Here is a 20,123-nt window from a genome sequence, read left to right as displayed (position 1 = left end):
TGGTGATGTCCGATGGCAGCGGCGCGGTGATGCTCAGGCGGATGCGACGCGCAGGCGCAGCTCTTCGGCTACGGCGCCCAGCTCGTCGGCATCGTGCTCGGCAATGAAGTCGAGGCGGGCCTTGGCCCGGGACAGCTTGCCGGAGGAGGTTCGCGGCAGCGAGTGCACCGGCACCAGCCGCACGTAGCAGTCCAGCCCCAGCTCCTGGCGCAGCATGGCGGTGAGGCGGCGCACCAGGCTGTGGCGGCGGTTGGGATCGGTGTCGCGGCACTGCACCACCAGCACGCACATCTCCTCGCCCTCGTGGTCCGGCGCGGAGAAGGCGAGGGCGTCACCGACGCGGACCTCCGGCAGGGTCTCTGCCAGATGCTCCAGGTCCTGTGGCCAGATATTGCGGCCGTGGATAATGATCAGGTCCTTCTTGCGGCCGGTGATCGTGAGGACGCCGTCGGCGAGATAGCCGATGTCGCCGGTGTTCAGCCAGCCGTCGCCGCACAGGGCCTCCGCGGTCTCCTCCGGCAGGTTGTAATAGCCGGACATCACGCTGGGGCCGCGCAGGTGGATCACGCCGGACTTCCAGTCGGGCAGGGCATTGCCGTCGACATCGCGTATCTCCACCTCGAAGCTCGGCAGCGGCACGCCACAGTTCACGAAGTGACGGCCGCGACCGTCGCTCTCGCCCGGGTCCATCAGCACGGCTTCGTGGTGATCGGCCAGGTGATCGCTGTCGATATGGTGCGTGGTGTAGCCCGACTGCAGCGGCGAGAAGCTGACGCCGAGGGTGCATTCGGCCATGCCGTAGCAGGCGACGAAGGCCCGGCGGTCAAAACCGCAGGGGGCGAGCATCTCGGCAAAGAATTCCAGGGTGCGCGGGCGGATCATTTCGGCGCCAATGCCCGCGGCCCGCCAGTGGCTTAGGTCGTAAGCCGCGAGGTCGCTTTCGCGCACGCGGCGCGCGCAGAGGTCGTAGCCAAAGCTGGGGGCGAAGGAAATGGTGGCTTTCGACTGGGTCATCATTTTCAGCCACTGCCGCGGGCGCATGGCGAATTCCCGGGTGTCCAGGTAATCGACGGAGATCTGCGCGGCCACCGGCGTGAGCACAAAGCCCACCAGGCCCATGTCGTGATAGAAGGGCAGCCAGGACATGAGGCGGTCGCTGCCGTTGATGCTGAGCCCGTGCTGGATGATGCCCTGCAGGTTGGCCATGGCCGTTTCGTGGCGGATGATAACGCCGCGGGGGAAGCGCGTGCTGCCGGACGTGTACTGCAGATAGGCGATGTCGCCGGGGGCAACGTCGGGCAGGGGCATATCGGCATCGACGGGCAGGGCATAGAACGCGTCGGGGGTGTCCACCCTGAGCAGACCGTGATCCTCGGCGGCCTCGCTGAGAAAGCCAAGATAGCCCTCGGAGGCGACGGCGACGGCGGCGTCGCTGGCCTCGAGCAGGCGGCGCAGCTGTGCGACGTAGGTTTCGTGGCCACCGAGTTTCACCGATGCCGGCAGTGCGACCGGTATCAGGCCTGCGTACTGGCAGGCGTAGAAAAAGCGGACGAAATGCGGGTCGGTTTCCGCGACCAGTGCCACCCGGTCACCGCGTGACAGGCCCAGCGAGAGCAGCTGTCGCGCAAGGGTGGTGGCTTCCTCGCGCAGAGTGGCGAAGGACAGCATGGCGTAGATGTGTCCGCGACCCGTGTAGAAGTTGAATCCGGTGTCACCGCCGCTGGCGTAGTCGAGCGCCTCGGTGAGGGTCGCGAAGTCACCCGCCCGGAAGGGCAGCGCGTGTTCGGTAGGTGTGGCCGCGATATGCAAAAGATCCCTCTCCCGTTGTGTGCGCCATCCGGCGCACATCTCCCCTTTTTGCGCCGCATGGTAACATCTCGGCCGTCTCTGTAAAAAGGTAAAAATACCAAGCCAGTCAATGACCTATCGATAACCCATCAAGCCGGGGCTAACGTCGGCAAACCGGCGTTGAGACTGTGCAGGCAGGGCTTTTGTTCCCGGCCGCGCGAAAACCGCGGATTCTGCCGGTATACTCGTCAGCCGGGGTGTTGGAACAAGAGACGCAGGGGGGCGAGTGGCGGAGCGGGAACAGGCAGTGCCGGATGTCGTTGTGGAGACGGTGCCGGTCACCTCGCGTCGGCATCTCGACGACTTCATCCGCTGTCCGCAGGCGCTCTACCGCGACGATCCGGCCTGGATTGCCCCATTGGCGGTGGAGCAGCGCTCGCGCTTTGCGAAGGATTCCCACTACGCCAGCCACGCGCGCTGGCAGGCCTGGACGGCGCACCGGCAGGGGCAGGTGGTGGGCCGCATCAGCGCGCAGATCGATGACCTGGAGCCGCAGGCCGGCCTCGGCTATTTCGGCATGCTCGAGGCAGACAGCGAGGCGACGCTGCGCCTGCTGCTGGCAACCGCGTCTGACTGGCTGCGCAGCGAGGGCATGCAGCGGGTGCGCGGCCCGCTGAACCTGCACATCAACGACGAGGTGGGCCTGCTGGTGGCGGGCTTCGAGACGCCCCCCAGTGTCATGATGGGTCACGCCCAGCCCTGGTACGGCGATGCGCTGGAGGCGGTGGGTTTCGCCGGTGTGCGCGACCTGCTGGCCTACCGCATCCGCCCGGATTTCGACGCACCCCGGGTCATGACCCGGCTGGCCCGCCACGCCGCGCCCCGGGTCACGGTGCGCGCGCTGCGCCGGCCTCAGCTCATAGCCGAGGCCGACACCCTGCGCGAAATCTTCAATGACGCCTGGGCGGACAACTGGGGCTTTGTGCCGCTGGATCGCGATGAGTGGCGCCACACCGTGAGCTCGCTGGCGAAGCTGCTGCCCGCCGACTACCTGCAGATCGCGGAGGTGGATGGCGAGCCGGTGGCCTTCATTGTCGCGCTGCCGAATATCAACGAAGCGGCCCGCGACCTGAACGGTCGGCTGCTGCCCTTCGGCTGGGCGAAGCTGCTGTGGCGTCTCAAGGTTCGCCACCCGCGCTCCGCCCGCGTGCCGCTGATGGGCGTCAAGCAGGCCTTCCAGCATTCCCGGCTGGGCCCGGCGCTGGCCTTCATGGTCATCGATGCGGTACGCAAGCCGCTGCATGCCCGCGGTGTCACCGAGGTGGAAATGAGCTGGATCCTCGAGGACAACGACGGCATGCGCAACATTATTGAAACCATCGGCGGTGAGGCCTACAAGCGTTACCGCGTTTATGAAAAAGACCTGTAGGAACCCATGCAACTCGATATCGACAGCCACCGCATGACCGCCATCGTACTGGCGGGAGACCGCAACAAGAGCGATGCCCTTTCCCGTCACTCCAGCAGCGGCTGCAAGGCCCTGATCGAGATCGGCGGCGAACCGATGGTCTACCGCGTGCTGCGGGCGCTGCGCCAGTCGCGCATTGTCGAGCGCATGATTCTCGCCGGTCCGGAGCAGTCGGCCCTCGACAGCGCCCCCGATCTGCGGGTCTGGATCAACGAGGGCAGCCTCGACTGGCAGCCCCCCGGCGCGTCACCCTGCACCAGTGCCCACAGCGTGATGCAGGATATCGACAGCGACCGGCCGGTGCTGCTCACCACCGCGGATCACCCGCTGCTGACCGCGGAAATGGTGGACGCCTTCGGCCGCCAGAGCCTGGCTGACGACGTTGACGTGACCGTGGGCCTTGCCCCCTACGCGCTGGTGCAGGAGGCCTACCCGAACATGCGCAAGACCGTGCTGCGCTTCAGCGACGGCGAGTTCTGTGGCTGCAACCTGTTTGCCTTCCTGACTCCGGAGGGCCGCAGCGTGGCCGATTTCTGGCGCCGCATCGAGCAGCAGCGCAAGAAGCCCCTGCGGGTCATCGGCATGCTCGGCTGGTGGGCGGTGATCCGCTACCGGCTGGGCCTGCTGCCGCTGGACGAGGCGCTGGCCAAGCTCGGCAAGCGGCTGGGCCTGCGCATCCGTGCGGTCATTCTGCCCTACGCCAATGCGTCGATCGACGTGGACTCTATTGCGGATCTGGATCTGGTGCAGGAGTCGTTAACGGATAACGCCAGCTAGTCTCTTCGATCACTTCCACGGCGTTTTCCCCGGCGTTGAGCCCCCAGCGGGTTAGCCGGAGCTCCCGCGCACCGTCTGCCGTGTTGCCCAGGCTAAACGCGTTGCAGGCGGCGACGTCCTTGCCGTGAAGGCCGCGGGCCGATGCCGAGGGGGCGGCGATCACCCGGGCGGTACCGGTGGCTGTCTGCAGATCGTGCTGGTGATAGCGATGGCCGTGGCCGTGCAGCACAAGTTCGACGCCGGCCTGCGTGAGCGTGTCGCGCAGTTGCCCGGCATCCACCAGCCGCTTGCGCCATTTTTCCAGTCCCGGCAGCGGGCAGTGGTGCAGGTAGACCACGCGGAACAGGCCCTGCGCGCGGCAGTCCTCAAGTAACTGCCCGAGGCGCTGGCGCTGACTGTCGCCGACGCGGCCGGCGGCCAGCAGCGGTGGCGTCACCACGGCGGAATCGAGGCCGATGAAGGCAACGCCCTGGCGCACGCGCAGCGACGGCCAGCTGTCGCTGCCGTCGTCGCCGCGCAGGTAATCGGCCCAGTGCTCGCGCTGGAACCGGCGGCTGTCACTGGCGGTGGCGTCGTGGTTGCCGGGTACCAGGGCCAGATCCCGCGGCGAGGCCACCGAGCGCAGCCACTGCGCCGCTTCGCGGAATTCGTCTTCCTGGCCAATGTGGGTGAGGTCGCCGGTGAGCAGGATCTGTGCGGGGCTGGCCTGCCGGATATGCGCCACCAGCAGCGCCAGCACCTCGTGGCGGTGCTCGAAGCGCCGCTTGCGCTGCCAGGACAGGTGGCTCAGGCGCCGCTTCATGCGGTTTTCGGGATCGGGCCCCGATGGGACCTGACCCCAGAGGGGCGGCAACGCCGTCAGGTGCGGATCACTGAAATGGACGAAGGCAACCTCGTCGCCACCTGTCATCACACGCGCCGGATAATGCCGCCGAGGCGGGCCAGCTTGTCGTCAATGCCGGCGTAGCCGCGGTCGAGGTGGTAGATGCGATCGATGGTGGTATCGCCGTCCGCCGCCAGCGCCGCGATGACCAGGCAGGCGGAGGCACGCAGGTCGGTGGCCATGACCGGCGCCCCCTGCAGGCGCTCACGGCCGCGCACGATGGCGGTATTGCCCTGCAGCTCGATGTCCGCTCCCATGCGGCGCAGCTCGGCCACGTGCATGAAGCGATTCTCGAAGATGTTCTCGACCACTGTCGCCACGCCGTCGGCGAGGGCATTCAGCGCCATGAACTGGGCCTGCAGGTCGGTGGGGAAGGCCGGGTAGGGCGCGGTAGAGACATTCATGGCGCGACAGCGGGTATTTTCACTGTCGACCTCGATCCAGTCATCGCCCCAGGTCAGCCTGACCCCCGCCGCCTGCATCTTGGTCAGCACATGCAGCAGGAAGGAGGGGTCGGTGTTGCGCAGCGTGACCTTGCCGCGGGTGGCGGCGGTGGCGGCGAGAAAGGTTCCGGTCTCGATGCGGTCCGGCGGCACCGCGTGGCGCGTGCCGTGCAGCGCCTCGACCCCGCGGATGCGGATGATGCTGGTGCCGGCCCCCTGAATCCGCGCGCCCATGCCGTTGAGCAGCCGCGCCAGGTCGGCCACCTCCGGCTCCATGGCGGCGTTTTCCAGTTCGGTATCGCCCTCGGCCAGGGTGGCCGCCATCAGCAGGTTTTCGGTGCCGGTAACAGACGGGATATCGAAGGCGTAGCGGCAGCCTTTCAACCGCGAGGCCCTGGCCTTGATGTAGCCGCTGTCGATGGTGATCTCCGCACCCATGGCGCGCAGCCCCTCGATGTGTTCGTTCACCGGTCGCTCGCCGATGGCGCAGCCGCCGGGCAGCGAAACGTCCGCCTCACCGAAACGCGCCAGCAGCGGCCCCAGCAGAAGCACCGCGCCGCGCATGGTCTTGACAAGCTCGTAGGGGGCGCGCACGTTGTTCACGCCGCTGCTGTCGATATGCACGCTGTCGTCCTGGCGTTTCACCACACAGCCCAGCAGCTCCAGCAGCCGGATGGCGGTGTCGATATCGCGCACGCCGGGGACATTGCTCACCTGCAGCGGCTCTGCGCTGAGCAGTCCCGCAGCGAGCACCGGCAGCGCCGCGTTCTTGGCGCCTGCGATCCGCACCTCGCCGCGCAGCGGGCCGTTGCCGGTAATGACCAGGCGAGCCATCAGGCGGCGGTTTTCGGCGTGGCCAGCCCGGCGTCGAGCAGACCGCGATAGGCCGTGATGATGTGGTCGATCTGCTGCGGCGTATGCGCCGCGCTCATGCTGTTGCGCAGCAGGAAGTTGGTGGAGGGCGACGCCGGGGGCACCACAAGATTGACGTAGACGCCGCTGTCGAACAGCTGGTACCAGGCGGCGATGGCCTGCTCGCGGTCGGTGAATTCCACTGCAACCACCGGGCTGACCGCCGGGCCCACCGGCAGACCGAGCTCGCGCAGGCCGTTGTAAAGACGCGTGGCGTTGTCCCACAGGCGCTCACGTCGCTCTGGTTCCTCGCGCACGATGCGCAGTGCCTGACGCACCGAGGCCACCACCGAGGGCGACGACGAGGCGGTGAAGATATAGGCGCGGATGCAGTAGCGGATGGTGTCCAGGATGGCGTGGCGGCTGATGGCAAAGCCGCCCACCGCGCCCAGGCTCTTGCTGAAGGTGCCGACAATGAAGTCCACGTCGTCCTCGATACCGGCGGCCTGCGCGGCGCCGCGGCCGGTCTCCCCGAGCACGCCCATGGAGTGCGCCTCGTCCACCAGCAGGTAGGCCCCGTATTCGCGCTTGATGGCGGCTATCTCCTGCAGTGGCGCCACGTCGCCGAGCATGCTGTAGATGCCTTCGGCGATGACCAGGGTGCGGCCGGCGCGATCGCCCAGGCGCCGCAGGCGCTTGGCCAGGTCATCGGGGCTGCTGTGGCGGTAGCGGATGATCTCGGCGCCGCTGAGCTTGACCCCGGAATAGATGCTGGAGTGGCTGTCGGCATCCAGCAGGATGACATCATCCGGGCCGGCGACGGTGGCGCACATGCCCATGGTGGCGGCGTAGCCGGTGGAGAAGACGATGGCCTGGCCGACCCCGTAGAAATCGGCCATTTCGGCCTCGAGCGCCACGTGCTCGGCAAAACTGCCGTTGGCCAGGCGCGAGCCGGTGGTGCCGGTGCCCCACTGGGCCGCGGCGGCCTGTGACGCCTCGATGCAGCGCGGGTCGTAGGACAGGCCGAGGTAGTTGTTGGTGCCGGCGAGAATGACCCGCCGCCCCTGCACCACGCCCTCGGTGGCGGAGATAACCTCATCCGTGATGGCGCCGAAGGGCTTGACGTCCCGGCGCGAGAGTTCGGTCTGGAAGTCGGCCATCGCCTGGAATTTGTCAAACAGCATGCCAGTTACCGGGTTGTGTCGGTGTGCAAGGATAATCGCTTTGTCGTATTGCGTTGGTCGTATTGCGCCAGTCGGGTGGTGCCGTGCTCAGCCTCTGAGCTGCTGAATTTTCTGCGCCAGATCCGCCACGGTGTTCACGTCCGGAAGGATGTTCAGCGGGATCGAGATATCGAAGTGGTCCTCTGTCTGCTCGATCAGCTCCATGACTTCCAGCGAGCTGAGGCCAAGATCGGTGACCAGCCCGGTCGATTCGCCGATCGTCACCTGCTGGCGGTTGTGCTTCTGCAGCAGCTCACACAGGAATGCGAGGTAGGTCTGGTACCCCGATCCGTTGTCGTTTACGGCCTTTTCCCCGAACGTCGTCACGGAGACCCTCCTTGCGCCAGCGCCCCCCAGGCGCCAGAATCCACGCCGGAAACTATACCCACGGACTTCTGTGAATGCCAGCCATTTGGTTAATCGACGCTTACCGTGCAGGGGAGCGGCGGCAGGTGCGCGCCCTCGCGACGGCGGCATCCGGGGCCCTCGGCTGGCCCTGCCGGACGCTGCAGCTGGGCTACCGGCAGGGCGTGTTCTGGCCGCACCTGCTACGCCAGGCGTCGCTGGCTGGCGTGCAGCGCGCGGACCGGCACAAGCTGTCCGCGCCCTGGCCCGATCTCGTGATCACGGCCGGCGTACGCAACGAGCCGGTGGCTCGCTGGCTGCGGCGGGCCTCCGGCGGCCGCACGCGCTATGTGCACGTGGGCCGGCCCTGGGGGCGACTGCAGGACTTCGATCTGCTGGTGACCACGCCGCAGTACCGGGTGCCGCGGCACCCGAAGGTCCTGCACAACGACCTTACCCTGCACGATCTCACCGCCGGGGGACTCGCGCACAGTGCGGCGACCTGGGAACCGCGGTTTGCGCCGCTGCCGCGGCCGTGGATCGGTGTGCTGATAGGCGGTGACAGCGGCCCCTACACCTTCGGACCCCGGGCGGCGGATCGGCTGCTGGATCAGGCGATGGCGGCGGCGAGGCGCTGTGGCGGGTCGCTGCTGATTGCCACCAGCGCGCGCACGGCGCCGTCGGTCAACGCGCGGCTGCAGCGCCGTCTGGCTGCCGCGCCGGCGGCCTGCCCGCATGACCTGTACTGCTGGACGGAGGGCGGCAGCGGACATTCCGGCGCGGGCAGCGCTCAGGGCTCCGGTGAGCGCGACGGCAATCCCTACCCGGGGATTCTGGCCCTCGCGGATGCCTTCGTGGTGAGCGCGGACAGCATCGCCATGCTGTCCGAGGCCTGTGCCACCGGTCGCCCTGTGTGCATGTTCGACAGCGGCGGCATGCGCCGCGATGCAGCGCGTCACGCCGGCGGTGAGGGGGCTCTGGCGGGTGCACCGGCGAATGTGCCGGCGGATTTGCCAGTGGATGGCCCGCGTGACTGGCGCCTCGGCGGCGCGCTGTTCGCACAGCTGATCCGCTGGTTTCCCGATGCCTGGAGCCGTGACATTTCCCTGGTGCACCGCGCGCTGGCGGACAGCGGGCGGGCCAGGTGGCTGGAACCGGGCGGGTTGGCTTTTGGTGCTGACGGGGACCCGTGCCCTGGCGATCCCGCTTCGACGAACACGATATTGCCGCCTGGTTCCTGCAGCTCGCCGGGCACTCTCTCCTCGCCGGGCACTCTCAGCTCCCCCGACATGCAGCGTGCGCTGGCGCGACTCGAGGCGCTGGTCAGGGACAGGGCTGACCCTTGAGCCGATAACGGCGTCGTCGTGCTTCGGGGGATGGCCGCGCTTCTGGAGACGGCAGCGCTTTGGAAGACGGCGGGACCCTGAGTCAACGTCCGCTGCGCTCAGGCAACATCCCCGGCGATGACCGGCTCGGCGCGGCCGTCGCGCAGGCGATAGACACAGTCTGCCGCCTCGACCATGCCGCGGTTGTGGGAAATCGCCAGCAGGGTGATGCGCCCCTTGAGGGCTTCCATGGTCTGGCGCACCGCCTGTTCGCTGTCCGGGTCCAGGGCGCTGGTGGCCTCGTCCAGAATCAGCAGCTGTGGCTGGTTGATCAGCGCGCGGGCGATCACCACGCGCTGGCGCTGTCCGCCCGAAAGCTTGCCACCGCGTTCGCCGACCACGGTATCCACCCCGTCGGGCAGTGCCTGGATGAAATCCCAGGCCCCGGCATCCCGCAGCGCCTGTTCTATGGCCTCCGGGGTCAGGTCCGGATCGCCCAGGGTGACATTGTCGCGAATGCTGCTGTGCAGCAGCACCGTGTCCTGGGGGACGTAGCCGATCTGTCGGCGCCAGGCGCGCGGGTCGAGCCCCGAGAGCGGCTCACCGTCGACCCGGATCTCCCCCTGCGTGGGCTGCAGGAGGCCGATGACAAGATCCACCAGGGTGGTCTTGCCTGTGCCCGAGGGGCCGACCAGCGTGGTCAGGCTGCCGGCGCGGATGTCGAGAGTCAGATCGTGAAAGACCGAGGCATTTTCCCCGTAGCTGAAGCCCACGCCTTCGAAACGTATGCCTGTTGCCAGGGTCGGCGGCGCGGCGCCGCCAGCGCTCTCCGCCGCGTCCCGGGCCTCTGAGATGCTGTCGAGCATGGCCCAGTAGGCGCTCTCGCCCTGCACCAGCTTCTGGTACTGCTTCTGCACCTTGCCGAGGAAGGAAAAGGCGCGTCCCAGGGCCACCACCAGCACCATGACCGTGGGCAGCTCCATGTCGTAGATGCCGAGCGCCACATAGATGCCGAGGCAGATAAAGCCGGCGAACATGAGCTCCTGCCCCGCGTCCAGCCCCGCCGCGGCAATGACCTGACGCCTGAGTGCCTTGTTCAGCTTGCCGGTATCGCTGGCCAGCACGCGATCCGCCTGGCCCTCCCGCGCCATCGCCTTCATCGCCTTCACCGAGGCCAGAATGTCGGTGAGGTTGCCGATGAGCGAGGTGAGCAGACTGGTCTGGCGGCGCCCGGCGCGCCGGGTAATGCGCACCAGGAAGTGCGACAGGCCGATGACAATGGCGCCGGCGACAATGGCCACCAGCGAGGCCTTCCAGGACAGGGCAAAAGCCACCGCGCCGTAGATCATGGACTGTATAAGAAAGGTGATGGCGGTGGCGCCGTGGACAAAGGACTGCGAGGAGCGCTCTGCCTCCGTGGCGAGGGCGTTGGTCAGGCGTCCCGCCGGCTGGTGCAGAAAGTATTCCCAGCGACTGCGCAGGATGGCGCGCAGCATGTTCAGGCGCAGGTCGGTGCCCACCTGGGCGGCGGTGTAGCCCACCTGGCGCTGCGCCAGCAGCAGGAACACGCTCTTGAAGAAAATGCCGAGGAGAACCAGCAGCAGCATGTTGCCCAGGGTGGTGGCGATGCCGAGGCTGTGCAGTGTCTCGACAATCACCGCCTCGTAGCCCGACAGGTCCGCCGCGCCGGTGTCCATGCGGCCGGTGCCCAGGGCGATGTTCAGCGCCGGTAGCAGCGCCGACAGCCCGATGCCCTCGGCCAGGCCCGACAGCAGCAGCGCCAGCAGCATGAGCAGGGTCGGTCCGCGATAGGCGCGGAAGAAGCTGAGCATCAGTCGCATGGAAATTCCGTTCGCGGCAAAGGTCGTGGCGCCGCCGGGCGCGGGCGCATGTTACCAGTGCATGCGCCTGAATAGCAGCCAGGCAACGGCGCTGATGATCGCGGTCGGCGCCAGCGCCACCAGCGGCTGGCTCAGGTTGAACAGCTGTCCCAGCGCGAACAGGATCTGCGAGCCGAGGTAAAAGCCGATGCCGATCACTGCGCCGATGGCCAGCGTGGCGCCGAAGTTGCCGCCGCGCTGGGAGCCAACCCCTGCGCTCACCGGCGTTGCCAGAAGAATCATGGCCGCGACGGTGAGCGGCATGGTGAGTCGCTGCCAGAACGTGCTCAGATACTGCTTGGCGTCGCGCTCGTTGTCGGCCAGGTAGCCGCCATAGCTGAGCAGCACCGACAGGCGCATGCTGTCCTGGGACAGCGAGATCACCGGCAGCTCGCGCGCCGCCCACAGGTTGTCGATGGCCAGTGAGGCTGTGCGCGAGGTTTCCAGGGTGTTGTCCACCAGGCGCTTTTCCATCACGTTGTTGAATTCCCAGGTGCGGTCGGCGCCCACCCGGGCGGTCTCCCCGCGCACGGCACGCTGCAGCTGCCCGTTCTCTCCGAACTCGTAGAGATCGATATCCGCCGGCTGGCCGTCATCCTTCATGGCGCCGAGGTGGATGTAGCGCCGGCCGCTTTTCGACCACAGGCCACCGGAAGGCAGTCTGTGCGCGTTGTCGTAGCGCAGGTCGAGGCGCAGCTCTTCGGCACGCTGGTGCAGCGCCGGCGTTATGTATTCCATCGCCAGCCAGAGCACCAGCATGAGGGCCGCGGTGGGGACAGAGATGGCCGCCAGTAGCTGCCGCGGTGGCACGCCGGCACAGCTGATGACGGTGAGCTCACTGCCACGCTGCAGACCGGCCATGGCAATGATCGTCCCCAGCAGCATGATGACCGGGGCCAGGCTGATCAGCTGCTGCGGCAGAATCATCAGCGTGTACAGGCCGATGGCGGGTGCGCGATAGTCACCCACCGCGGCGTCCAGCTCACCGATAAAGCCGAGCAGGCCAAACACGGCGGCGATGACCAGAAAGGTGGTCAGCCAGCCGCGCAGCAGCGTAATGGCCAGGTAGCGGGTGAGAACCGTCATGCTTTTGCCGTCGCGTCACGCGGTGGACGCCGGCGCAGGCGCGGCGGGTAGAGCAGCAGGACCAGCAGGATCAGGAACAGCGCATAGCCGCCCCAGAGTCCCGGGAAAGCACCGATGCGCTCCTGCTCGATCCAGGTTTTCACCATGCTGGTGAGGCTGAACAGGCCGATATAGGTGGTGATGGCGATAAAAAAGCTGCGCGTGCGCGGCTCCCGGGGGTTGGAGCGCGCCAGCGGCGCCGCGATCAGCGCCAGCAGCAGCGTGGCCAGCGGCGTTGTCAGTCGCCACTGGTACTCGGCGGTGTCCTTGGGGTCGCCCGACAGCGCCAGCGCCTGCATCGACTCCGCCTTGCGCCGGTAGCGCTCCTGCGCCTCGGTGGCCGGCAGGCGGATAGTCAGCGTCTCGAACTCTGTCGTGACGTCCAGCGTCTCGCGGTTGTCCAGCAGGTAGTGAAAACCGCGGAAGAACTGCGCGGTGAAGGGCTCGTTCGGGTTCAGCATGGGCAGCGCGGCGGACTCGGCGTAGATCAGCTCCGAGCGCTCGCCGCCGCGGTGCAGCTTCTGCAGGAACACGCCCTCGTGGATACCCTGCTCAAGGTCCAGGCCGTCGGCGATGAACACGTAGTCGCTGTTGCCCATGGTGACGAATTCGCCCGTGGCCATTTTTCGCAGGTCGAACTCCGCTGCGGCCTGCGCCTCCAGCCGGTAGCTCTCGCGAAAGGCCCAGGGGCGGCCGGCGATGGAAATCACTCCGGTGATGATTGCGAAGATCACCGCGAACTTGAACACCGATTCCATGACGCGCATGGGGCTGACGCCGGCGGCAAACAGGGCGTTCATCTCCGCATCCCTGTACAGTTTGCCGAGCGCGGCGAGCACCGAAAAAAAGAGGGCCGAGGGCAGCAGGATTTCCAGCGTCACCAGGGTGTTCAGCGCCACCAGCTTGAGGGCGGTAAAAAGGTCGACCTGGCCCGCCGCGGCGAAGGACAGCTGCCGCGCCAGGGAAAAGCCCACGAACACCAGTACCAGCAGGCCGAGGCCGACGGCAAAGGGGCGCAGGATTTCGCGACTCAGGTAGCGGTCTATGATCATCGGGGGGATTGTAGCGCAGCTGGTGCGCTCAGTGCGGGAGGAACTGGTCGATAGACGGCGCGTAGCCGCTATTCAGCCTGACGTTGGTGGTGAAGATGGTCGATTTCCCAGATTGAGCTGATGCGATTCTCTTCACGCGCCAGCCTCGAAGGGTCCCTGACGTACAGGACACGGTCGGCCTTTATGATATTCAGGGCGAGATGAATTGGGGCGGTATTGATATCGACGATGGAGAGTTGGCTCGACGGCAGTTCGAGTGATTGCGCCCATTCAAGTGCCAGGGTTTCTGGACGCAGCCTGTGCTCCCAGGCACTTTCATCGTGTCGTTCAAAGGCTATCGCCAGGTCGATATCGCTGATGGCCGTGGCATGTCCCGTGGCTCGGGAGCCATACAGCCAGAGCACCGCAATATCTGCATTCTCAGCAGCGAGTTCAGCGAGTGCTTCGAGCAATGCGCTTTCGTTATGGATCTCGTTTCTTGCCGGTGATTCCATGTAGGCCTCTATCGGCTGTGGACAGACTTCTGGTGGCTAAAACTGATGCGCCGGCGCTCAGAGGGCTCCTCCAATGCTTGCCTGATTGCCGCGCAGAAGATAATAGCAGATGTGATGTGAACTGATGCTTTCGAATACCGCACCTTACGTTGCGCCGCTTGCCTCCAGCGCCGCATCACTCTCCCTGCCACGCAAGGCCATAAAGGCAAGGCTCGCCAGTGCACAGGCCATCATGCACAGGGTGACGGTCAGCAGCGAGGGCGGCAACAGCGTGGTCAGGCCGCTGGCGAGGCCGCCGAGGCCAAAGGTGGCGGTACCCATGAGCGCCGCCGCCGATCCGCTGCTGCTGGGGAAGTACTCGAGGAAACAGGCCTGGTTGTTCGGGCTGATGGCCCCCAGCGTGCCGGCGTACAGCATCATGCCGGGCAGGAAGGCGAGTACGGGACCGTCGAACAGGGCGACCGCCAGCAGCCAGGCCGCGGCCAGGGCCTGCACCTGTGTTGCACCGCGCAGGATCTGCAGCGACGGCATGCGGTTGAGCAGGAAGCGGTTCAGCAGGTTGCAGGCGAACATGGTGATGATGTTGCAGGCAAACAGCAGTGTGAATGCCCGCGGTGACTGCTCGTAGTGCACCTGGTAAATGTAGGCAGACCAGGTCACGAATATGATCAGGCCGCCGAAGCCGGCGGTCTGCCAGCCGATGTGGGGCAGGGCGCGGCGCTCTCTGAGCACTTCGAGGTAGCGCGCCATGATCGTCATCGCCCCACGCTGGGGCGGTGGGCGTCGCGGACTGCGAAACACGGTCACTGCCAGCAGTGGCAGCATGCACAGCGCGTAAACGCCGAGGAATTGAAAGATCAGGCCCCAGCCGCCGAACTGCAGCAGCAGGTTGCCGATCGCCGGGGCAATGGCGGGCGCAATGATCGCCACCAGGCCGATCATCGAAAACAGCTTTGCGGCCTGCTGGCCCTGTACTCTGTCCCGCACCAGCGCGGGGATGGACACGCCGGTCCAGCCGCCGCCAATCGCCTGCAGCATGCGCCCGAGTAGCAGCCACTCGAGTGACTCGACCTCTGCAAGAAGAAAACTGGCACCGGCAAACAACAACAGTCCGCTGATCAGGACACGTCGGCGGCCGAACTTGTCCGACAGTGCCCCACCGATAAGCTGACCGATCGCGAAGGCAAACATGTAGACAGAGATGCTCAGGGACACCTGCCGGATGTCGACGCCAAGCGCCTCCGCCATGATGGGAAACGCGGGAAGGTAGGTGTCGATCGCAAACGGCCCCAGCATCATGGTGAAGCCGAGAGCGAACACGATCGCCAGCGGCGTGTGTTGTGACTGGGTCATGCGGATTCCGGGCGGTACGTGTGCCCGGCGATGGCTGCAGGGCGTTAACACCGGGATTGTAACATGTCGCGTCTGTCACCGCTTTTTTCGCGCCTGCGGCTTGGGCCGGTGGCTCCGCTAGGAGATGCGGTGGCGGGTGCAAAATCTCCGCGGAGTTTTTACGGCTCTCGCTTGGAAGCGAGGGCTGCGGCAACTGGCGATTTTCAGGAGTTTACCGCATAATCCGGCGCTTTTCGGCAACGCGCTGCGCGCGCGCCAGCGGTGGAAACGCATGTTGAACCTGAGTGACGGCGTCAAAAAGGCACTTATCATCGCCCCCACGGAAGTACTGCCAGCGCGGTGGCGCGTGGGCCTGCGGCGCCGTGGTCTGGCGAAACTGGAGCTGGCCAAGGCGGCGCGGGCCAGTTTTCTGATTATCGGCCATCCCAAGAGCGGCAATACCTGGCTCAAGGTCATGCTGTCGCGGCTGTACCAGCTGCGCTATGACCTGCCGGAATCGACGCTCATCAACACCGACGAATTTGCCCGGCGCATTCCCGAGATTCCGCGCATCGCCGCAACCAATGGCTGCTACAGCTACGAGGGCGAGGTGGGCAGGCTTCTGGCGGCCGATGCGCCGGACAACCCGATGCGGCACAAGCCGGTGGTGTTCCTGGCCCGCAACCCGATTGATATCGCCGTGTCCTGGTATCACCAGTTCACCAAGCGCCAGTCCCGCGCCAAGCAGGAGCTGATCAACCACGCTATCGAGACCCCCATTGATCGGCGCAAGGTGCAGATGTGGGAGTTCGTCAGGCACTCGGATATCGGCCTGCCGTTTCTCATCGATTACCAGAACACCTGGGTGCGCAATATCGCGGCGCTGCCCCACGGCCTGCTGGTGCGCTACGAGGACCTGCGCAGTGACCCGGTGCCGACCCTGTCGCGGATTCTCGAGCACGTTGGCGAGTCGTTCTCGGATGACGAGATTCGCGCCGCGGTGGAGTGGGGCTCCTTTGACAACCTGCAGAAACTGGAAACCAGCGGCACCTTCCGCCAGGGCGGCATGAAGCTGGTCAATCGCAATGACCCGAGCACCTACAAGGTGCGCCGCGGCAAGGTGGGCGGCTATCGCGAGGACTTTGCGCCGGACCAGGTCGAGGATCTGGAGGCGCTGGTGCGGGAGCGGATTGATCCCGGGCTCGGCTACTGCCGCGACGACGCCAAAGCCTGAGCCGTGAGTCCGCGCACCTGGGTGATGCTCGGCGACAAGCGCGGCGACAATGGGCAGGTGGAGACGATTGTCGAGGCGCTGGGCTGGCCGGTAGAGCGCAAGTTCCTGCAGCCCCTGCCGCAGTGGATATACGGCAAGCCGCGCTTTGAACCCACCCTGTCGCATCTGGACCCTGCGCGCTCCGATGCCCTTGGCGCACCCTGGCCCGACCTGATCATCACCTGCGGCCGCCGGCCCTCGATGGCGGCGCTGTGGGTGCGCCGGCAGAGCGGTGGCCGCACGCGCGTGGTTCTGGTGGGCAAGCCCTCGGGCTACCTGCGCGATTTCGACCTGATCGTTGCCAGCCGTGAAAACCAGCTGCCCCCGTTTGCCAACGTGGTCACCACCGTTCTGCCTTTTATGCAGGTCGATGTGGCCGCGGTGCAGGCCGCCACCCGGGACTGGGCCGCGCGACTATCCGGGCTGCCGCGGCCGCTGGTTGCCATTCTCGTGGGCGGCGAGACCAACCCCTTTGTGATGGATGCCGGGGTCGCGCACCGGCTGGTGGCGGAGGCGCAGCGCGTTATTGCCGACGGTGGCACGCCCTGGATCACCACCAGTCGGCGCACCACGGCCGATGTGGTGGACGTGTTGAAACGCGATTTGCCGGCGCAGGCGCGACTCTACACGTTCTCCGCAGAGGCGCTGCCCGAGGACAATCCCTACCTTGCACTGCTGGGCACCGCGGATGCGTTCGCCGTCACCGCCGACAGTATTTCCATGCAGGTGGAGGTCATGCGGCTGGGCAAGCCGCTGGCGATTCTGCCGTTGCCCGCCGGGCGTTTTGGTGCGCCGGATCTGTGGCGCAGGCGACTTGCGACCTGGCTGAACAATCCCGATGGCGCGGGCGTGTTCCACCGGTTCCGCCGTGCCGCGGCGCGCGGGCTGTATCGCGTTGACGTGTTCGGCGTGGTGTCGGTGACCCGCGATTTTGAGGCGTTCCACCGAGAACTGATAGAGCGAGGCCTCGCCGTTTGGGCAGGTGAGCCGTCTGCGAAAGGTGGCCTCGGGATACCTGATGATCTCGGTGAGGTTGTGCGGCGCATCAGGGCGTTATTCGCGCCGGGGTCAGGCTCCGCTGGGCCCTGAGCTCAGAAAGATCCCCGCTAACGTATCGCCACTAACGCAGCCCGAGGACGTTCTTCGCGAAATGCGTGCCCGTGCGGCTGATGCGCTGGGCAACGACGGCCAGCGGGCTGCGGTCGAGATAATTCAGCTGCAGCATGCGCCGCTCGCCGACAAAGCGGCTGTGGCCATGCCAGGAATGCGGCGTGCGCTTGAAGGCCAGCAGCGTGCCTCCCAGCGGCGGCACCTCGGCAACGTAATCGTCCAGACTGCGGTTTGAGCGCAGCATGCGCAGCTGGCCCTCGCTGTGACTCCAGTTCTCGTTGAAGTACACCAGCACCGTGATGATCTTGCTCTTGTGATCGGTGTGAATATTGCCGTCGGTGCGCTCGCAGAATTTGCGCACGGTAATTGTCGTGGGCAGCCCTTGCAGCGACATGTCAAAACGGTCACCCAGAACGCGCGCAAAGTCGTCCGATTCCAGTTCGCTGATCAGTCGTGCAAAGGCCGGGCCGTAGGACAGGTCGTCCAGTGCGTGGTTGGCCGCCGAGGTGATGGCCGGGTAGTCGGCGTTTGCCGCGGCGAGTGCGTCGGCAGACAGGAAATCGGGCACCACCGTGTAGGGGAACGGATCGGTGCTTATGGTTGCCTGCTGCAGGGCTGCAAGATTGATCATATCCATGACGCAATATTACCCCGGATCGTCGCGACAGTGGCAGCCTGCGCCCCGGGATTCCCGTGTGAAAATGCCGCTTTGCTGCGGCAGGTCAAGGATTCCGGTATGATCGCGAGCCTGCTTTTTCGACACCGGGAGTACTGCTGCGCATGGCCAACGCCTCTATGGCCGACCTGCTCGTTGTGGATAACCTGCGCGCCGCGGGACGCATCGGTCTGCTGGGAATGCTCTTCTGGCTGCCCGCCGCCCGACGCAAGCGCCTGGAGCGATGGCTGCGCGGGCGCGAGGAATTTCTCCGGCTGCAGCGTGCCGACTGGGTACTCATGAGCTGGGGCAAGAGCGGCCGCACCTGGCTGCGCGTGATGCTGTCCCGCGCCTACACGCTGATCGGTGACCTGCCCGCCAGCGAACTGCTCGATTTCGACAACCTGCGGCGACGCGACCCGCATCTTCCCGCCGTATTCTTTACCCACAACAACTATCTTCGCGACTACACCGGGAATTTCGACAGCAAAGCGCATTTCGCCGGCAAGAAGATGGTGCTGCTGGTGCGTGACCCGCGGGACGTGGCGGTATCGCAGTACTTCCAGTGGCAGTACCGCATGCGTCCTGTCAAGAAGTTCATCAACGATTACCCGGCGCATGGCGCGGACATCGATGCCTGGACCTTCGTGACCGACCCTGCGGTCGGTGTGCCGCGCATTGTCGATTATTTCAACGACTGGGCCCGCTCGCAGGATCAGCTCGACGACCTGTTGATCGTGCGCTACGAGGATATGCGCAGCGACCCCGGTGCGGTGCTCGCCCGCATTCTGGCGTTCACGGGAACGCCGGCCACCGAGGCCCAGGTTGCCGAGGCGGTGGCATTTGCTGCCTACGACAATATGAAGAAGATGGAGCAGGAGCAGTTTTTCAAGGGCAGCGGAGCGCGGGTGAAGCCCGGTGACCAGGCGAACCCGGCCTCCTTCAAGGTGCGCAAGGCCAAGGTCGGCGGCTATCGCGAGCACTTTGACGAGGCGCAGTGCGCCGAGCTCGCCAGCATAGTGGCAACGCTCGATCCGGTGTTCGGCTATGCCGACGGTGAAGATGGCGCAGGGGTCACCCCCGAGGTTGAGAGCCATGTCGGGACGAAGGCCTCGTGAAATACGCGGTCCAGCAGCTGCGCCACGCAGCCTCCACGCTGCGCAAGAAACTGGCGCGCCGCGTGCTCAACTGGCGCCTGCGCAATGCGTCCGGGGCGGAGGTGGTTACTGCAGAGCGCAGGCTGCGGGGCCGCGAGCAGCTGGCGCGCCTGCGCGAGGCCGACATCGTGGTGGTGTCCTTCGGCAAGAGCGGGCGCACCTGGCTGCGGGTCATGCTGTCGCACCTGTTCCGCATCCAGCACGGCCTGCCGGAGAATGCGCTACTGGGTTTTGACAACTTCCACAACATGAATCCGGCGGTCCCGAAGATCTTCTTCACCCACGACAATTACATCAAGGATGTCATTGACGACCCTGCCAGCAAGGCACCGTTCTACGACAAGCCTGTGGTGCTGATGGTCCGGGACCCGCGCGATGTCGCCGTGTCGCAGTTTTTCCAGTGGAAATTCCGCCTCAAGCCCAACAAGGTGACGCTGAACAATTACCCACCCCGGGACCGTGACACCAGCCTGTTCGAGTTCGTCACCGGCGACAATGACGGCGGCAGTCTGCGCGCGGTGGTGGAGTACCTGAACGTCTGGGCGGCGGAGGCACCGCGCGTGAAGCGCCTGCATGTGCTGCGCTATGAGGATCTGCGCAGCGATCCGCAGGGCGAGCTGGCAACGCTGCTGGCCTTCATGCAGGTGGAGGCCACGCCGGAAGAGCAGGCAGCTGCCATCGAGCATGCGTCGTTCGACAATATGAAGAAAATGGAGGGCGCCGATACCTTCCGCTTCGCGGGCCGCATGCGCGCACGGGACCGGGACAACCCGGACAGCTACAAGGTGCGCCGCGCCAAGGTGGGCGGCTACCGCGACTACTTTGATGACGAACAGGTTGCAGCGATTGATCAACAGCTGCGCAACTCACTGGATGCGCTGTACGGCTATTCGCGGGACGCGACCCGGGAACAGACCCGATGACAGCGCGTACCCGCGGCA

Annotated in this window: 18 protein-coding genes; 7 read left to right on the top strand and 11 right to left on the bottom strand. The window is 66.0% G+C overall.

Annotation, left to right across the window (positions count from 1 at the left end):
- Window positions 1-33: 33 nt before the first annotated feature.
- Window positions 34-1,809, bottom strand: coding sequence for a fatty acyl-AMP ligase (locus tag EV688_RS08310; protein ID WP_205686503.1), 1,776 nt, complete (start codon window positions 1,807-1,809; stop codon window positions 34-36).
- Between the two features lie 265 nt (window positions 1,810-2,074).
- Here EV688_RS08310 and EV688_RS08305 point away from each other — a divergent pair, with 265 nt between their 5' ends.
- Window positions 2,075-3,217 (top strand): hypothetical protein, encoded by a 1,143-nt coding sequence (locus EV688_RS08305; protein ID WP_205686504.1) that lies wholly within the window; start codon window positions 2,075-2,077, stop codon window positions 3,215-3,217.
- A gap of 6 nt (window positions 3,218-3,223) precedes the next feature.
- Window positions 3,224-4,033 (top strand): nucleotidyltransferase family protein, encoded by an 810-nt coding sequence (locus EV688_RS08300; protein WP_205686505.1) that lies wholly within the window; start codon window positions 3,224-3,226, stop codon window positions 4,031-4,033.
- Here EV688_RS08300 and EV688_RS08295 read toward each other — a convergent pair.
- The 4 genes from EV688_RS08295 to EV688_RS08280 form a co-directional block, all read right to left on the bottom strand.
- The gene (locus tag EV688_RS08295) at window positions 3,981-4,943 is read right to left on the bottom strand and encodes a metallophosphoesterase family protein (RefSeq protein WP_117315325.1); all 963 of its coding nucleotides are present in this window, start codon (window positions 4,941-4,943) and stop codon (window positions 3,981-3,983) included. The two genes, EV688_RS08300 and EV688_RS08295, sit on opposite strands and share 53 nt — an antisense overlap.
- The gene (murA, locus tag EV688_RS08290; protein ID WP_117315327.1) at window positions 4,943-6,193 is read right to left on the bottom strand and encodes a UDP-N-acetylglucosamine 1-carboxyvinyltransferase; all 1,251 of its coding nucleotides are present in this window, start codon (window positions 6,191-6,193) and stop codon (window positions 4,943-4,945) included. Before murA ends, EV688_RS08295 begins: the two co-directional genes overlap by 1 nt.
- Window positions 6,193-7,395 carry a serine palmitoyltransferase gene (gene spt / locus EV688_RS08285; protein WP_205686506.1) on the bottom strand — a complete coding sequence of 401 codons (1,203 nt, stop codon included), beginning with the start codon at window positions 7,393-7,395 and terminating at the stop codon, window positions 6,193-6,195. The genes murA and spt overlap by 1 nt, the downstream gene beginning before the upstream one ends.
- An 87-nt stretch (window positions 7,396-7,482) precedes the next feature.
- Window positions 7,483-7,761 carry an acyl carrier protein gene (locus EV688_RS08280; protein WP_205686507.1) on the bottom strand — a complete coding sequence of 93 codons (279 nt, stop codon included), beginning with the start codon at window positions 7,759-7,761 and terminating at the stop codon, window positions 7,483-7,485.
- Between the two features lie 74 nt (window positions 7,762-7,835).
- Between EV688_RS08280 and EV688_RS08275 the strand changes: the two genes are divergently transcribed.
- Window positions 7,836-9,125 carry a mitochondrial fission ELM1 family protein gene (locus EV688_RS08275; RefSeq protein WP_117315328.1) on the top strand — a complete coding sequence of 430 codons (1,290 nt, stop codon included), beginning with the start codon at window positions 7,836-7,838 and terminating at the stop codon, window positions 9,123-9,125.
- Window positions 9,126-9,223: 98 nt separating this feature from the next.
- On the opposite strand, the gene EV688_RS08270 is transcribed toward EV688_RS08275, so the two are convergent.
- From EV688_RS08270 to EV688_RS08250, 5 genes are all read right to left on the bottom strand, one after another.
- On the bottom strand, window positions 9,224-10,945 hold the full coding sequence (locus EV688_RS08270; protein WP_117315330.1) for an ABC transporter ATP-binding protein: 1,722 nt from the start codon (window positions 10,943-10,945) through the stop codon (window positions 9,224-9,226).
- Window positions 10,946-10,996: 51 nt separating this feature from the next.
- Entirely contained in the window at window positions 10,997-12,070 is a 1,074-nt protein-coding gene (lptG, locus tag EV688_RS08265) for an LPS export ABC transporter permease LptG (protein ID WP_117315332.1), read from the bottom strand.
- Window positions 12,067-13,161 carry an LPS export ABC transporter permease LptF gene (lptF, locus tag EV688_RS08260; RefSeq protein ID WP_117315334.1) on the bottom strand — a complete coding sequence of 365 codons (1,095 nt, stop codon included), beginning with the start codon at window positions 13,159-13,161 and terminating at the stop codon, window positions 12,067-12,069. Before lptF ends, lptG begins: the two co-directional genes overlap by 4 nt.
- A 68-nt stretch (window positions 13,162-13,229) precedes the next feature.
- A complete protein-coding gene (gene mntA, locus EV688_RS08255) occupies window positions 13,230-13,655 on the bottom strand; it encodes a type VII toxin-antitoxin system MntA family adenylyltransferase antitoxin (RefSeq protein ID WP_117315336.1) in 426 nt (141 codons plus the stop codon).
- A gap of 144 nt (window positions 13,656-13,799) precedes the next feature.
- Window positions 13,800-15,008, bottom strand: coding sequence for a Bcr/CflA family efflux MFS transporter (locus EV688_RS08250; protein WP_117315337.1), 1,209 nt, complete (start codon window positions 15,006-15,008; stop codon window positions 13,800-13,802).
- A 271-nt stretch (window positions 15,009-15,279) separates the two neighbouring features.
- Between EV688_RS08250 and EV688_RS08245 the strand changes: the two genes are divergently transcribed.
- A complete protein-coding gene (locus EV688_RS08245; RefSeq protein WP_162883801.1) occupies window positions 15,280-16,221 on the top strand; it encodes a sulfotransferase domain-containing protein in 942 nt (313 codons plus the stop codon).
- Window positions 16,222-16,224: 3 nt separating this feature from the next.
- On the top strand, window positions 16,225-17,349 hold the full coding sequence (locus tag EV688_RS08240; RefSeq protein WP_131917589.1) for a mitochondrial fission ELM1 family protein: 1,125 nt from the start codon (window positions 16,225-16,227) through the stop codon (window positions 17,347-17,349).
- Between the two features lie 31 nt (window positions 17,350-17,380).
- Here the strand turns inward: EV688_RS08240 and EV688_RS08235 are convergent, their stop codons facing one another.
- Window positions 17,381-18,007: a 2OG-Fe(II) oxygenase gene (locus tag EV688_RS08235; RefSeq protein WP_117315342.1), complete on the bottom strand. Its 627-nt coding sequence runs from the start codon at window positions 18,005-18,007 to the stop codon at window positions 17,381-17,383.
- Window positions 18,008-18,150: 143 nt separating this feature from the next.
- Between EV688_RS08235 and EV688_RS08230 the strand changes: the two genes are divergently transcribed.
- Complete coding sequence (locus EV688_RS08230) at window positions 18,151-19,143, top strand: sulfotransferase domain-containing protein (RefSeq protein ID WP_205686508.1); 993 nt, start codon at window positions 18,151-18,153, stop codon at window positions 19,141-19,143.
- Window positions 19,140-20,105, top strand: a complete 966-nt coding sequence (locus EV688_RS08225; protein ID WP_117315344.1) for a sulfotransferase domain-containing protein — start codon at window positions 19,140-19,142, stop codon at window positions 20,103-20,105. The genes EV688_RS08230 and EV688_RS08225 overlap by 4 nt, the downstream gene beginning before the upstream one ends.
- Window positions 20,106-20,123 lie beyond the last annotated feature (18 nt).

Origin of the sequence: Chromatocurvus halotolerans (assembly GCF_004340525.1) — a bacterium.
Lineage (GTDB): Bacteria > Pseudomonadota > Gammaproteobacteria > Pseudomonadales > Halieaceae > Chromatocurvus > Chromatocurvus halotolerans.
This window is presented reverse-complemented; position numbering and strand designations above follow the sequence as displayed.

Coding starts and splice junctions, on each gene's coding strand:
- lptF (WP_117315334.1), bottom strand. CDS start 13,161: ATGATCATAGACCGCTACCTGAGTCGCGAAATCCTGCGCCCCTTTGCC.
- EV688_RS08295 (WP_117315325.1), bottom strand. CDS start 4,943: ATGACAGGTGGCGACGAGGTTGCCTTCGTCCATTTCAGTGATCCGCAC.
- EV688_RS08230 (WP_205686508.1), top strand. CDS start 18,151: ATGGCCAACGCCTCTATGGCCGACCTGCTCGTTGTGGATAACCTGCGC.
- lptG (WP_117315332.1), bottom strand. CDS start 12,070: ATGACGGTTCTCACCCGCTACCTGGCCATTACGCTGCTGCGCGGCTGG.
- EV688_RS08250 (WP_117315337.1), bottom strand. CDS start 15,008: ATGACCCAGTCACAACACACGCCGCTGGCGATCGTGTTCGCTCTCGGC.
- mntA (WP_117315336.1), bottom strand. CDS start 13,655: ATGGAATCACCGGCAAGAAACGAGATCCATAACGAAAGCGCATTGCTC.
- EV688_RS08300 (WP_205686505.1), top strand. CDS start 3,224: ATGCAACTCGATATCGACAGCCACCGCATGACCGCCATCGTACTGGCG.
- EV688_RS08235 (WP_117315342.1), bottom strand. CDS start 18,007: ATGGATATGATCAATCTTGCAGCCCTGCAGCAGGCAACCATAAGCACC.
- EV688_RS08275 (WP_117315328.1), top strand. CDS start 7,836: ATGCCAGCCATTTGGTTAATCGACGCTTACCGTGCAGGGGAGCGGCGG.
- murA (WP_117315327.1), bottom strand. CDS start 6,193: ATGGCTCGCCTGGTCATTACCGGCAACGGCCCGCTGCGCGGCGAGGTG.
- EV688_RS08245 (WP_162883801.1), top strand. CDS start 15,280: ATGTTGAACCTGAGTGACGGCGTCAAAAAGGCACTTATCATCGCCCCC.
- EV688_RS08270 (WP_117315330.1), bottom strand. CDS start 10,945: ATGCGACTGATGCTCAGCTTCTTCCGCGCCTATCGCGGACCGACCCTG.
- spt (WP_205686506.1), bottom strand. CDS start 7,395: ATGCTGTTTGACAAATTCCAGGCGATGGCCGACTTCCAGACCGAACTC.